Below are 16,214 nucleotides of genomic sequence, written 5' to 3' on the forward strand. Positions count from 1 at the left end.
ACTTATTAGGGGCTAAAATAGATACAACCATTGTGCTTATGATACATAAAATAGATAGAATTAATATTGTTTTACTTTTTTATAATAATAAGACATCCGCACAATATAAGAATCTGTATTTTGACAAGTAAATTGACTTACCATTTAAGAATATTGAACAAAATTGTTAAGATGAATAATTAGGATATGTTCATAACGCTAATTTTAACAAACGGATTAATAACTACAGAAATCTACATTCAACAAAATTTAGAAATCTGTTATCTTAAGAATTAATTCCAAATCAGTTTTAAATAATCCAATCTACTTAAACATAAAATTATCAATGCAATTTATTAAATTCATCAAAAAGAATAGAGGAGCTAGTATTGGCTCCTCTATTACTCACATAAATCCTTCAATTTTTGAAATTACTTACCTTTAATTGTTAATTAACAATTTTTCATTAATTACATTACCATTATCATCTTTCAGAACAACCATATAAACACCAGGTTTTAAACTACTTACATCATAAGTATTCTTGTTTTTTTTAGTAACAGTACTCGTTATATTTTTACCTAAAGTATTATAAATTAATATTTCTATTATGGTGGTTCCTAGCGATGCATTCACAACAAAACTATCCGTTGTTGGATTCGGACACAATAGCACATTGGTATTTAGTCTATTATTATTAATTTTCAGCGTTGCCTCAGGATTGTCACTAAAAGTAAACTCATCCACATATCCGAAAGTATCAGTATTATTCAAATTTCTTCCTGCAGGTTCATTTAGAACTCCAATATCTGCATGAAATAAAATAGCATTCACAGTTAAACCTGCCGCCCCACCTTCAACAGCAAATACCATATCTTGCCATTGACCAAAATCAGTGTACAAATTAGTAGCTCTTAAAGTAGTGCTTCCTCCAAAGGTATTTGCATCAGTAACATCAAACCTTGCGCCAATATCTGCCTGCGCTGCAAAGTTCACCCATACATGACAATATTTCGTAACCCCAGCGGGAATAACATAAGCACTCGCTAAATCAAAAGAAATACCTTCATACCAATTTGCTGTAGTTCTACCTATTTTAGCAACATTTGCAGTTGTATTCCCTGTTGTATTTGGGTTAGCAACAATAGCTAATGTTGCTCCGAATTTTTCATAGTTAGTTGGAGATCCTGATTCAAAATCATTAATTACAGTTTGTCCAAAAGCAGGAGCGATTAGACTAGATAATAAAAAGAATAGCGTAATTTTTTTTTCCATAATGATTGGTTTTATTGGTTTGTATTATTACAATTTAGTACTGCTAAATTAATCTAGTTAACTATTTGTAAAATGGACAAAACCTTGATATACATGGATTATATTTCTTTTTTATAACTTCTTAGTTCACCAAACAAAAAACAACATTCTAAACAAGGAGATACGACAAGACGTTTTTAGCACTTGTAAACTTTTACCTAATCGTACATGAATAATACGAATACTCTGCTTTAACATAAAATGATTGATTTTTTATGTTCAACTTCTATCAATTTAGCATTGCCATTTATTTTTTTATTGTTGACATCGAAAAGATCGACTTTTAATATTCTTTTCTCCCTTATATTCTTAGTATTCTTTAATTCTATATCCAAACTAAATGCTCCTTCTTTATCACCATTTATTAAATCATTAATAGAAATAGAGTTATCTACTCTTGAATACACATCCTGTTCTATTCCACTTAACCTCCAAAAATCTTGATCCTATATATAGCAAGCATCAGCAAAAGGCAAATAAACATCTGTATTGTTCCAATTTACAGGAATTTCAAAATCACTCTTATAGCTTCCTACATTATTAATATTATGCGCTATAAAAAGAGGGGTTTAGGAAAAGAATATACAATATTTGTGTAAATAGGCAGTCCGAAACCCTGCATTTCCCTATTCGAAGGAACCATAATGGTATCTCAACCTTTTAAACTAAAACCTTCTTTATAAAAATCAACTGGCCTACCTTGAACACTATCTACATAATAAAAATGCCAATTCCCATTTAACAGTTTATAATTAGAAGATTTCTTCCAATCTTTACTCGAAATCATATCGTCAAAACTTTAAAAAGTTGTTCTAGCAAGCTCTATTTATTTGAAAAACTTCTGGATTTCTCCCTTTCTATATTTTCCCAAACACCTGCCATATACGTTGATTTATTTCTAATATTACAACTACTAATTAATAAGTCTATTATTGCTACAATACATAGAATATTTCTTTTCTTTCTATTTTAATTTTTGAATTAAATACTTTGTTTTTCTTGTATTATTAGAAAAATATCCTTGTGATTTTTTCTCCCAGCCAAACTTAAGATTTATCTCTCTAAACAAATAAGCGAAAGTATTATCGTACATGTTTACAGTGTAATTTTGAATATATAAACACCTTTTTCATTTTAACTTTACAATTCTTGAAACCAAACTATTAATCATGCAAAAGAACAGACTAAAACGGGGTTCCGTTATCAGCCTCTTAACTTTATTAATATTCCTACTTACCAACAAAGAAATATGGAATAAATCAGAAAACGACGAAAAGGGATACTACCGTGCAGAACATGGCGAAGACTATGAAGAAACTGAAGAAGAAATTGCTTTTGAGATGGCTTTAGAAAAAGATTCCCACCCAGTTACATTTGACCCTACAAAGCTTCAAGGAATTGAATTAGCCAAATATAATACATGGTTAAATAATTTAAAAATGTCTGGTTTTAAGTTTAGTAATAAAGAGGACTTTACTCGATATTCAAAAATAGCCTCAAATAACAAGGAAGCAACTAATCAGAAAAAAGAAGAATCTTATGCCAATAATACTTTGTCTGGTTTTTGGGATCAAAAAGATCTTGCTTTGTTTGATGGTAGTGGCTTTAGAGCTGATGGTTCTATTTACGACCCTATTAATAATAACTTTTATGTAATTTCTTTTGCAGGGCATATTTATAAAATAGATGAAGGAGCAGATAAAGAATGGTTATTAAGAAATGATCAAAAAAGTTTTAGCAACAATGACTTTAGACTACGAGGACTCCACTTTAATGGAATAAACTTACCTGATGGAACATTTAGATTATTACACCAACAAAAAAACGGAGGTATGGAATACTCTGACGATGAAGGACGCACATGGATTACAGCAAACGGAGCGTTTTTCACTAATGGGAATAATTATAAAACCTTGGTTTCAAATAAAGGAACTGAGAAAAAAATTGTTGCATTTGGAAACCAAAAAGACAGTGTTGGTTGGAGAGACAGTGTATTCATATCCGAGGACAATGGTGAAAATTACAAAGAATCTTCTGTCGTGGTCTATTCACCTCAATACGAAACCAACATTTTAAAGCCCTATGGAAGTAATACTATTTATTATTTTGTGTTAAGGATAAGTGATAATAGACTTTCCATATATAAAATGGATGAAATGGATTCAGACTTTTCTTTAGTTAGTGAAACATTTCCTGGAATTGAAGGTGTTCGTTCTTTAAAAGGGACATCTGTCAAAGGAACTACGACCATATATATTAGTTATAACAACGATACTATTTTTTACACCACTAATGAAGGTGAAACGTGGACAAAAACAGGTAGCACACCTCAAGATAGAGACATAATAGACGTACATCCCACTAAGCCAAATATTTGTTTTTCTGGTTTTACAAGGTTAAATATTTCCTTTGACTATGGTCAAACATGGGTTAATAACGGAAACAAGCTTCCTCCTATTAATCATGTATGGGATTTACAGCATTTTAGATCTTACGAAAAAGAGGATGGAAGTTTCTATACTTTTGGGGGATTTGACTTTGGTTCATATTATACTTCAACTCCAGAAGTATGGGATTCTTGGATACCTATTAACAGGGGGAATCCAACTATGATGTCTTATGACGCAGCTACTAGTGAAAAGCATAACAGAATATTCAGCGCAAATCAAGATAGAGGTTCACAAAGTATTCTAGATAACGACGAAGGGAAACCTGACTTTATTTCACTAGCCTTAAGAGAAGCCAATACCGATATTTTAAGAGTTGTAACAGCAAAAGGTGGAGAAACAGCATGGTACTGGTATTATTATGGAACTATTGGTAGAAGTACTGTTGTTGGTGGAGGTGATATTAATGCGGTAACTAAAAAAGACTTTTATGGTAACTTTACAGCAACAATGATGATTGCTTCACCAAATAGTAATGAAGATGCCGTCTATATTCCTTGGGGCAACCAACTACATAAAATATCATATAATGATGGGCAGATTGATCGAACATTACATCCCTATATTTTTCCTGAAAACATACTTAGCTTCGGATATTCTGAAGTAAATACAAATAGATGGTATGTAGGGTTAGCGTCTGGAAGAGTTATGTACTCTACAGATGGTGGAAATTCATTCTCAGCTTCAAAATATTCGGGAACCTGGCCAAAAGGATCCGTAAGTACCTCTACAAAGAAATCACCTGTAATAGCCACAAGTCCTATTGACGAAGCAACCGTTTATTATGCCGCAAAAGGTAATAATTTTTTAATTTCAATTGATGGAGGAAAAACATTTACAAACCATAATGACGGATTAATTGTTGAGAGTATACTAGATCTAGCAGCAACTCCTAATGGTCAATATATCTTTGCCGCTTGCGGATTTGATGGTGCTTGGGTTTTTGCGGTTCAGCAACAAAAATGGTTTAAAATGAATAGTACCAATCTACCTAAAGAAGTACGATATGTGGATGTGCAATTTATAAAATCTAAAAACTTAGTACGATACAGCACATACGGTAGTGGAATTTTAGACCTTAGACTTAATGAAGATTTTTCTCAAATTTTCATATCTCCCGACAACTTTAAAATTAAAGTTACCCATGAAACATGCCAAGGAAAGAATGGAGAATTAAAAATTGAGACTAAATTTAACCATAATTATGAAATGACTATCTCGGGTGTAGATTATAACTTTACAAATACGTTAAATATCCCCAATTTACATCCGGGAGACTATGATGTTTGTGTTGGAATTGCTAACCACAACTACTCTTATTGTTTTTCCTTAGAAATTAAAGCATCTTCATTAATTTCGGGAAAAACAGTTTCAAAAAACAAAAATAGCTTAGCTGTTGATATTGAGTCTGGAACAGCTCCCTACTCAGTTACCATAAATAATATAAAAGTTTTAGAAACATATGCCACATCATTTAGCTTACCAGTAAAAAAAGGAGATATTGTGCAAGTAGCAACTAAAGCAACTTGCGAAGGCAAACTAACGAAAATTATAGGTTCTTTATGGGAAGTTAAAGCATTTCCAAACCCTACAACAGGATCTTTTGAATTAAATATACCTGACTCCGATAAAAATATTACAATAGATTTGTATTCACTAAACTCAGGACTTCTCTCTACCAAGCAATACCCCATAATAAACAACAAGGTAAAGATGGATATTAAAAATTATCCAGCAGGTGTGTATTTTCTAAGATTGCATGTAGAAAAACCAAAAACAATTAAAATTATAAAAAAATAACTATGAAAAAAACACTATTTATGCTAGTTTTCAGTTTCATCTATTCATCCTGTTCCCCAGAGGGAAATAGCGATACCGAATTCAATTCTGATAGCACACCTTCTGTCCCTATATTAACATTTCCATCTCAAGATCAATTGTGCTTAACAAACACTCTCAAATTCACTTGGGACGCTTCAATTAATGAGGATGGAAGTTCAGTTATTTATATATTTGAAATTGCAAAAGACAATTTATTTTCTAACAAAGTTAGCTCTGAAGTACTTACTTCATTATCAAAATTTGTTATCTTAGAAAAAGGTTTTGCTTACTATTGGAGAGTTAAAGCTAGGAGTAGCAAAAATATTGAAAGTGAATATTCATCAATTTCTCAATTTTACACAGAAGAAATTGCCGAAAGCAACCACTTACCTTTTGCTCCAGAACTTATACTTCCATTTTTCAATCAATCTTTAAGTAGTATTAACACAACCACTTTAGAATGGAGATCCTCGGATGTAGATAATGATCCATTGAAATATGATGTTTACTTTGGCAAAGACGAAGACAGTCTTACATTAATGATTGAAAACCTATCCGATACTTCATTTAAAGTTAATTTAGATCCCTCAGCAGCTACATATTATTGGAAAATAGTCGTAAAAGATGATAAAGGTGGCAAAACAACCGGACAACTATGGAGTTTTAGCGCTGAAGATTAAATTTTACAATTTATACAGTCTCATACCGTTAACTCAATGATCAAATTTGATTTCATATTATTATAATTCAAAATAGTTATTAGCATCACCCGACATATTTCTTCGTTTAAGTAAAATACAATTGAACAAAACAAAATCCACTTTATACACAAGCTAAAAAAGAGTTAATTTTTCATATATGAAAAAGACAATAATTCCATACACACTAAAAACTAGTGGAGTTGTTTATAGCAATCACATTCCGATAAAAAATAACTGGACTCAACAAAAAAATCACTAACAATAATTAAGAATTCTTAATTTACAGGCTAGCCTGAATAGATATATTCCTTACAAAAAAAAGCCTTTGAACAAAATTCAAAGGCTTAATTCAATTATATAAAACCATTAATATATAATCTCTATTAAATTATTAATCTTTAATTAATCGCATTGATGTTATTATTCCTTTTTCATCCTGAATTTTTATAATATATAAGCCTGAAACCAAAGTACTAGTATCATACTCGCTATTTCTTATTCTAGTCAAATTATCCATGATTTTTTCACCCAAAATACTATAAACAGCTATATTTTTAATATTCATTTCGTTTTTTGCCTCTATCTTGAACGAAGCTTTTACTGGATTAGGATAATAAGAAATACTTTTCTCTAACTCATAACTTGCAATACTTAAAGGATTCTCATCTAAAACTTTTATCTGATCTATATAAGCAAAAGTACCTGTGTTATTTAATATTTGTCCTGCTGGATCATTTTCAACACCTATGTCAGGGTGAATAGAAATTCGATACAAAGTTCCTAATGTAAAGGCTGTTGCTGAAGGAGCATCTTTTATTTCAAAAACTATTTCTTGCCATTGATTAAAATCCGTATAGCTATTTATAGGCCTAACCGTTGCAGTACCGTTAGACTCATCATTGGGCGCGTCAAAGCGAATACCCAAATCCGTTTGTGCAGAACAATAAAACATAAAACTTAGGTACTTCTTTTCTGTACCTGAAATGGCCAAATCATTTACGTCTATACCCTGAAAAATCCACCACTGAGCGGCAGTTCTTTTAATTTCAAGACAGTTAAAAGTTGTATTTACACCTGTAGCACTAGGATTTACAACTACGGAAGAAGTAATACCTCCACCTAGATTAAGAATCCCTGACGCACCTGATTCAAAGTCATTCACCATCGTTTGCCCATAAAAAAACACAGAGTATAATATTAATAAAAAGGTAATTTTTTGTTTCATAATAAAAAAGTTAATTGTTAATAATTTATATAAAACTACCTTTTTAAATTAATACCTAGATGGACGATGTTTATGAAAACATAGACATATATACTTTTTAAATATTAATTCATTTTCCAAACTCTTATATAATCCACTTTAGCTTCGGTAGAAGCTCCAACAGCTCTTGAGGTAAAATCGGCAGTACCTCCAAAGCTTGCCCCAGTAGACAACCACAAAAACTCCTCTACCTGAGGCACCCAAATACCTTCATAACGCGTCATAAATTCACCGTCATAATATACTTCAAGCTTATCTTTATCCCATAATAATCCGTAGGTATGGTATCCTGAGTGAATCCCAGGAGTGTCGTATTTTCTAGTGTTTGCTTTATGCGAACTTCCATAACCATCTATATGAACAACACTCTTTGTATAATCACCTACCCAAGCAGATTCAAAAACATCTATTTCAGCTCCATCATTTCCTGTACCATCAATACGTCCCATATTATCACCCTGTAGCCACAATGCCGTATGCGTTCCAAACATAGTTTCTGCAATATCAATTCTTGCCTCAATATAGCCGTATTTAAATTCCATTAAATTATTTGAAGAAATTGAACCACAATGCAAGGTGTTTTCATTAGTCTTTAAACTTTTTAAAATAACATTTCCATTTTTATAGCTTACATTTTCAGGTTTCCAAAACCATTGTGTAATACCTATCCCTGGTCTTGCTGCTCGACTTTTCACTGAATTATCTTTGTTCCATTTACTCGATTCGTATTTATCAAAATCATCACTAAAAATTAGCGTCCAGTCTCTTGTATTCACAGAATTTAGTAACGGTTCCACCTTTGTTTCAGTAGTACCTCCATCATCATAAATCTCGTCATCAGGAGAAGTTCTGTTGTCTTTACTACAAGAATTAATTATAAAAACCGAAAAAAAACAGTATATAAAAAATTCGATTTTGTTTAAAATATTCAAATTATTCATGTTTTAAAATTTTATTTAAATTGTTTATACTATTGATTTAACAAAATACTTTTACAGTAATTATTTGTAAATATCCTTTGCTGAAAAGCCTTCTTGTTTTGATTGTAACTTTAAAGAATTTAAATCTTTGTACTCGATATCATTTATAGGGTTAAATGAATCGCTTTTCATATACTCTAAAATACTATGGCGCAACTGACGTGCAACTGGTCTTTTTTTTAAAGTAGATGATAAATCTATAGATGAAAACACCAATTGCCCTTTCCCCACTTTTGCTTCAAACAAATTGGTTAAATGATGATTCGTTACAAAATTATCAATTACTCTTACCAAAGGTTTTACATTAATCGAATCAGTAATAAGAGACTTTGAATTAATGCATAAATCCCACCATTGCCAATTGCTATAATTATCCGTTGGAAAATTATCGAATACAGGAAGTTTATTGTCTAATAACACTCCCATAGTCGCAGGTTGATTAGGAAAGTGAACCGGGCTCCAAAAAACAGGAACAAAACGACCTGTAATCCCCTTCAATATTTTTGGATCAGGATTTAACAATACTTTCCTACCTTCACTTAACGCTTTTATTGCATGCGTGATAGATTTGGTTATTAAAACATTACTCGCTGTTGTTGAAACCTCTTTTGGATATATCCAAATATTCCAACTATTTTTATATTTAGTGTTATTTAAACTTACTGTTAGCGTTAGCTTTTTCGCCACTTTAGTTTCAATAGTATAATTAATACTTCCTAAATTTGAATTATTTCCGATTTCTAAATTAACAACATCTAAACGTCCTCTTTTAACTTCACTTCCAGAGTCATCGGTAATCATCCAATCTATAGTTTGATTGTTTAAATTCTTGTAAAAATTTGCAATTTCAATAGAAGCTTCAAATGTTTCTCCTTCTTTATAAACTGCTTTTTCAAATCGAATCAAAGGAACTAATTCACTATTAAACTGACTAAATTCTTCAGCGGAAATAACACCTTTTGATTCCCAAAAAGCATTTAACAAACCAACCAAAGCTGTTCCTTGCCCTGGGAAATCTTGCAATTGTAATAGCTGAAAACCATCAAAACTAGGTGTCTTTAAGGCGCGTTCTATTTCTTCTTTATACAATAGTGCTGCCAATTTTCCTGATGCATAAGTGAAATCTGGTGCCAAATCTAAAAGACCTTTCTTTTCCAAATCATTTTTTACAGCAATAAAATTTAATGGTTTCAAAACCCCCGTATATTTTGCAATTTCACTCATATCAGGATATACAGAATATTGTCCAATTTCATGAGAAACCAATGGAATTTTCACTTGTGCTGCTCCTGAAGTATAATCCGCATTAAAATGTGGTGGTTTTGCATTAAAAATACCTTGTCCACGAATCCAACCTTTATTCGTCCATTGTGATATAAAAAACTCATCTTCTGGTTCGGGTCTTGTTCCCATGGGTTTTTGAAAAGAAAAAGCTGTTGTGGCATACATATGTCTATCGTCTTTAGCTTTTAAATCTGCTACCATACTATTTAACAAACTTGCATCACCCTCTAACTCATTCCCCATTGCCATAAAAATAAACGATGGATGATTTCCGTAATCTTTAATGATTTTATCCGCTTCTGCTTTTAGAAATTCAGTCGTATTTAAATCTTCTCCAACTTTTAAACTCCAATGAGGCAACTCTACTTGATAGTAAAACCCTGCTTCATCTGCAGCTTCAAAAGCAGCTTTTGGAGGACACCAAGAGTGAAATCTTAAATGATTTAATCCATAATCTTTTGCTTGTTTTATAAGAGATGCCCAATCTTCCTTTTGCACAGGAGGATATCCTGTTAAAGGAAAAATCACACATTCTAAATTACCACGAAGAAAAATTCGTTTTCCGTTTAATGTTAAATCCCCATTGTTATTTTTAACCTCCTTGTATCCAAAACGTGTTTGTACACTTCCTGTATTAGAACTTATTTCAATATCATAAAGTTCTGGATTAAATTCATCCCAAAAAGCCAATGCTTCTGGTCTGTCTATTTCAAAACTAATTAAATTATCACCACCTTTAATGTTTTCAATTTTTTCATCAAAAACAACTTGTCCATTAACCGATTTTATAATACAAGACAGTTCATGACCTACATCTCCTGATTGCTGAAACGTAACCTTTAATTTATTGTTACTTACATCAGGATACACTTGAAGGTTTTCTGGTACATTTTTATTAGAAGATTCTAGCAAAATATCACCAAGAATTCCATTCCATTTTATTTGGGTATGATTGGTATATCCATGAGCCATATCTTGATTTACCTTGTCCGGATACCTCGTCCCTGCAACATTAATGAATGGAAATTTGTTTGAATTATCAATACAAATAGTTAATAAATGTTTACCTATACTTAAGTGTTTTGTTAAATTGTATTTATGGTTTCCAACCAAGCTATTTGCAGTTCCTATTAACTTACCATCAACATACACCGAAGATTCCCAAATAACACGCTCTAAATTTAATTCAATATTCTTTTCTTTCCATGAACTAGGAATTTCAATCTCTTTTTGATACCATGCTTTTCCAATATACTGATGCTTTCTTGTTAAATTAGACATCACATAATTGTTAATTTCTGGTTTTAAGGTGTTCGGTTTCCCTATACCGGCATCATCTAGCGTACCAGGTAAGCTTATTTTTTCTCCAGTAAACTGACTAGCTGCCCAATTATCATCAGAACCTATATTGGTTGAATCTAATTTAACCTGCCATTCACCCGATAAGGAGATACTCTCTCTTTTTAAAGTAGTACAACTTCCTAAAAAAGTAAGTCCTATTACTACTATACATAAAAAACGAAATGACTTCATATTTATATCTTTTAATTATTTTTTAAAACTTCATCCATTTTCTGCTTCATTATTGCAGTTATTTCTGGATGTTCTTTATAAACATTATTACTTTCTGATGGATCTTTTTCTAAGTCAAACAACTGTATTTCTTTTCTAAAACCTGGATCTACAAACTTTTGTTCAATCCATTTTGGTACTGCTTGTTCTTTAGGAAGTATATATTTCCATTTTCCCATTCTCAATCCAAACGTATATGCTTCTTCTAATAAAAACTCTCTACCTGTTTGCGTTTTCCCTAACCATGCATCTAGATGATTTTCACTATCTGGAGCTATTCCTTTTTTTACCTTTTGACCAACCAAACTTGCTAATGAAGCATATAAATCAACTTGTGATAATAATGCCGAGCTTGTTCCTGCTTTTATTTGTTTTGGCCAATGTACAATTGTTGGCATACGTGTTCCTGCTTCATATACTGAGTATTTAGCACCTCTATAAGGTCCAGCTGGCTTGTGATTTCCAAGTAATTCTGTAGCGTAATCTAAATAACCATCATCTAATATAGGTCCATTATCACTTGTAAAAATGATTAAGGTATCATCTAATAAATTTACTTTTTTTAATGATTTTGTAATTTGTCCTACACACCAATCCATCTGAGCAATAACATCTCCTCTAGGTCCCATAGTACTACTTTCTACAAATTTTATATTGGCTATTCTTGGCTGATGAATATCATGCAAAGAGAAATACAAAAAGAATTTATCTTCTTTATTTTCTTCTATAAAAGCACTCGCTTTATTAGAAAGCACAAAAGGAATCTCTTCATCTACCCATAATGCATCTTTACCACCACTCATATAGCCAATACGACTAATTCCATTAATAATAGAACCTTGGTGATAAGGATCGGTATGTTGCTTTAACAGCTCAGGATGTTCTTTACCCAAAGGATAACCATCTATTCTAGTTCCATAACTTACCTCTATAGGATCTTTAGCATCTAACCCTAGCACTTTTTGATTTTCTAAAAACACGCAAGGTGTTCTATCTCCTGTTGCTGGAATTAAAAAACTATAATCAAAACCTACCTCTTTGGGTCCTGGTGAAATTCTCTTATTCCAATCTACTTTTCCATTTCCTAATCCTAAATGCCATTTTCCTACGACACCTGTTTTGTAACCCGCTTTTTGTAACAATTCTGGCAACGTTTCTTTCTTTGTATCTATAATCAACGGAGCATCCCCTTCTAAAATGGCTGCGTTATTTCTAAACGCATAACTTCCTGTTAAAAGAGAATAACGAGATGGCGTACAAGTTGCAGCGGCACAATGCGCATCTGTAAAGTTTACGCCATTTTCAGCAAGCCTGTCTATATTGGGTGTTTTTACACCTATGGCTCCATTAACTCCAATATCCCCAAACCCTAAATCATCTACATAAATGATGACTATATTGGGGTTCACTTTTTGTGAAATCCCAATATAGCACATCATAAAAACAATAATGAATACTCCTTTTTTTATTATTTGCTTTCCGATCATATAAATTTACTATTGATTAAGCTCAAATCGTATCTCGTCATTTTTTTAACTATTAATTAAATTTAATTGAAGGTTGGCATGTATATGTGCTGGAATATGGAAACTCATATCAGTAACCCTCCTAAAGGTTTTTACCGCCTCAAATTCCTTTCCTAAACCAAGTAAGCCCAAACCAATTAAATAATTACAATGTATTTTATTAATTACATTTAGATCTTCTTCCCAAATTAATAAATCTGGTAGTGAAATCGCAAAATAATCCAATTTCACATCATCATTCATGTGCTCTTTACCGTAATTAAACAAATTATAAAAACGCTTATTAGCTTCTTCATTTCGTCCTAATTTTTGCAAAGCTAGTCCTTGATAAAATATTTTATCCGGTTGTTGGTCATTATAAAAAATAGCCGGACTTGGATCGCTCAACCCTTCTGATGCTTTTTCAAAATACTCTTTAGCAACTTCTTCATTCCCCAATCCGATATGAGCACAGCCTAACCAATAATGAATATCATTTTCTTGCGTCCCATGAAGTTTCCCTTCTCCTAGGTTATAAGGATATGTCTGCGCCATATCTAAATACTCAACAGCTTTTTGATAATTACCACTATTTATATGTTTTTTAGCCAATTCTACTTGTATTGTTAAATATTGAAATGGCACTTTACCTTCTCCTCCTTCCCAAGGGTGAAATTGACGATTTTTTAAGAGTTCCTCAGCTTTTTCAAAATTGCCTTTCATATTGTACAGCGAAATTCTTTCTAAATACAGGTCATCTCTTGAATTTGTAAGATCATCATATTTTTCCAAAAGCTCTAAACGTATATCAACGGGAATATTTATTTTTTTATACAATTGATCTAATTCCATTAGCAAACGAGCATCAGAATTATCTAACTCAAAAGCTCTCTCTAAATGCTGTTTTGCTTGCTCTTTTTGATTTGTTTTATTATAATACAACAAAGCTAAATTACGATGAGCAATAGCAAAAGAATCATCTAATCTCACAGAAATTTCAATACATTCTTGCGCCTCTTTGTATTGTTTTGAAGCATACCAAAAGTTTCCTAAATAATAAAAAGCTTTTGCATCTGTTGGATTTGCTTTACAAGCTGCTTGAAGTGCCAAAACTTCTTCTATTTTATTAGGAAAGCAATATTCATCTGACATTTTCGAAGCTTTTTTATAACATTCTAAAGCTTGTTCCTTATCTCCTTTTTGATCAAAATACCATCCCATAAAATAATAAATCATCGGGTACACTTCTGACTTAGCTTCTGTATGTACTTTCAAAATAGAAATTGCTTCATCAAATTGACCAGCCATAGCATAATCTAAAGAAAACTCAATATAGTTATGAGCATAGTCTCTAATTAATTCTTTAAAAGAACTCAAATCTGCTTTTTGCTTCGATATCAAGTATTGTTCATACAAAACACCGAAATTGAATTTATCTATAGCCAATGACTCTTCAATAAGTTTATTAGCTTCTTCAAGTTTACCCAACTTCCTTAAAATAATTGTTTTCAAGTGTCGTCCTTTATGATTGTGCCAATTTTTTATTAATGCACGATCAATCAAGTCTAACGATTTAGTCAAATCACCTCTAAAGCAATCTATCTGAGCTAAATTAAAGTAACCTGCATCTTGCCATTGCGCATTCCAACATGCTTTAAAAATACTTGCATACGCTTCTTCCTTTTCACCCATAAAACTTAAAGCCAAACCTTTATTAAACAACGGTTCACCATCATACGGATTCGGATTATGATTTGTTAAGCTATCTATGGCTGTATCAAAATAGGCTATCGATTTTTCTAATTGTCCTTTCCTTAAACTTAATAACCCCATGGCATTATTACATCTTATATCACCAGGTGCCCTACGCAAACCTTCTTGATAATAATCGATAGGGCTAAATGTAGCATGTCTATATTGCTCTAAATGTAAACCTTGTAAATACAAAGCTTCAACAGAATCAATTTCCTTAGGTTCTTTTGCTGCTTTTGCTGGATTTGGAATTTCTTCAGACTTCTTTTTATCTGGTGCCCAAGCCACTAATACATTTCCTAATTTATCTGAAACAGACACTTTCAAGTCTTCAAATTTAGAGCCACTCAAGCCTACTGCTTTTTCAAAACCATTTTCAGGAGAAAGATTTACAATATCCTCCAACAAAACACCTTTTTTTCCTTTTAAAGAAACTATAGAATTCTTATATTCTGCTGTTACATAAACTTTTACCAAAACCTCACCCTCAAAAATTTCAATATTAACTAGAGCTTCTTTCGTTGCGTTTTTAACGACACCTACATTATAATATGGCATAAAGTATTGCTTAAAGCTTTTCTCTTCATAGGGATGCATCCAAGCAAAGTCGGGTTGATTGTCCGTATATACACCACACATTAATTCGATATATGGTCCGTCAGAATCAGTTAAATTTCTATCCCAAGCCTTTCCAAAATCACCATGACCCCAAGTCCATTGTTTTTTTCCTGGAGATACATTATGATCAGCAATATGAAGTAAACCACCTTTTGAGTCATTCTCATAACCTCCAACAAAATCATATTTTGATGTAATTGCCATATAACTGGTTGGCACGGGAATATTTTTATATCTTGATATATCTGTTCCTGGTGAATAATCTACCTTGTAATACTCTCCTTTAGCAATTGGAAATTCTGACACATCCCTTTTACCATGATCAAAAACTGCATTTACATCTGGTGGAAACACAGATTGATAATGATCATTAACTGCTACAGCAGGATTTGCCCACCAAAGAAATGTTTGAGGATGTGGTGTTCTATTATAAAGTTGTGCTTTAATTTCTAAATAGGCTTTATCTGGATGCAGGGTAAAACCAGCCATACCTTTAGTCCGGAACATACGCTCTAACTCACTTACCCAAATAGTTTTACTTCCATCTTCATTCTCTTCAATGTAAAAATCTGTTGGATCATAAGTACTTGGTCTATGGTGTTGTGGCCAATTGAACTCAATTCCTCCAGAAATCCATGGTCCAGTCAAACCAACTAACGCAGGTTTAATAACATGGTTATAATATACGAAATGACGTTCTCTTATTTTATCGTACGCCATTTGAATTCTCCCCCCCAAATCGGGTAATACCATTATTTTAATATAATCGTTTTCTATAAAAATAGCATCCCATTCTTTATCCACTTTCGTATCACTCATAGTTTCAATTACAGGATGTGGGTATACCGAACCACTACTTGCTTGATAAACACGTTTATCTAAAAAAACAGGGTATTTTTCAGGTTTTCCAACTTCATAAGTAGGTATAATTACTTTTTCCTTCCAAGCTTTTACAGTCTTCATAATTATATGTTTTT

General features: G+C 32.1%; 9 protein-coding genes. 2 read left to right on the plus strand and 7 right to left on the minus strand.

The window, feature by feature from the left end; genetic code table 11:
• Positions 1-420: 420 nt before the first annotated feature.
• On the minus strand, positions 421-1,254 hold the full coding sequence (locus FGM02_RS16260; protein WP_139959555.1) for a T9SS type A sorting domain-containing protein: 834 nt from the start codon (positions 1,252-1,254) through the stop codon (positions 421-423).
• A gap of 691 nt (positions 1,255-1,945) precedes the next feature.
• Positions 1,946-2,080, minus strand: coding sequence for a hypothetical protein (locus FGM02_RS18340; protein WP_262711132.1), 135 nt, complete (start codon positions 2,078-2,080; stop codon positions 1,946-1,948).
• A 382-nt stretch (positions 2,081-2,462) separates the two neighbouring features.
• Here FGM02_RS18340 and FGM02_RS16265 point away from each other — a divergent pair, with 382 nt between their 5' ends.
• Positions 2,463-5,540 carry a T9SS type A sorting domain-containing protein gene (locus tag FGM02_RS16265; protein ID WP_139959556.1) on the plus strand — a complete coding sequence of 1,026 codons (3,078 nt, stop codon included), beginning with the start codon at positions 2,463-2,465 and terminating at the stop codon, positions 5,538-5,540.
• A 20-nt stretch (positions 5,541-5,560) separates the two neighbouring features.
• Entirely contained in the window at positions 5,561-6,241 is a 681-nt protein-coding gene (locus tag FGM02_RS16270) for a hypothetical protein (protein WP_139959557.1), read from the plus strand.
• 412 nt (positions 6,242-6,653) lie between these two features.
• On the opposite strand, the gene FGM02_RS16275 is transcribed toward FGM02_RS16270, so the two are convergent.
• The 5 genes from FGM02_RS16275 to FGM02_RS16295 all read right to left on the minus strand — a co-directional run bounded on the left by FGM02_RS16275 (position 6,654) and on the right by FGM02_RS16295 (position 16,200).
• Positions 6,654-7,487, minus strand: coding sequence for a T9SS type A sorting domain-containing protein (locus tag FGM02_RS16275; RefSeq protein ID WP_139959558.1), 834 nt, complete (start codon positions 7,485-7,487; stop codon positions 6,654-6,656).
• Positions 7,488-7,591: 104 nt separating this feature from the next.
• Positions 7,592-8,467, minus strand: coding sequence for a glycoside hydrolase family 16 protein (locus FGM02_RS16280; RefSeq protein ID WP_139959559.1), 876 nt, complete (start codon positions 8,465-8,467; stop codon positions 7,592-7,594).
• A gap of 60 nt (positions 8,468-8,527) precedes the next feature.
• Positions 8,528-11,323 carry a sugar-binding domain-containing protein gene (locus tag FGM02_RS16285; RefSeq protein ID WP_139959560.1) on the minus strand — a complete coding sequence of 932 codons (2,796 nt, stop codon included), beginning with the start codon at positions 11,321-11,323 and terminating at the stop codon, positions 8,528-8,530.
• Positions 11,324-11,334: 11 nt separating this feature from the next.
• A complete protein-coding gene (locus FGM02_RS16290; RefSeq protein ID WP_139959561.1) occupies positions 11,335-12,849 on the minus strand; it encodes a sulfatase-like hydrolase/transferase in 1,515 nt (504 codons plus the stop codon).
• 45 nt (positions 12,850-12,894) lie between these two features.
• Positions 12,895-16,200, minus strand: coding sequence for a DUF5107 domain-containing protein (locus tag FGM02_RS16295; protein WP_139959562.1), 3,306 nt, complete (start codon positions 16,198-16,200; stop codon positions 12,895-12,897).
• Between the last annotated feature and the right edge of the window lie 14 nt (positions 16,201-16,214).

Source organism: Flavicella sediminum, assembly GCF_006381105.1.
GTDB lineage: Bacteria > Bacteroidota > Bacteroidia > Flavobacteriales > Flavobacteriaceae > Flavicella > Flavicella sediminum.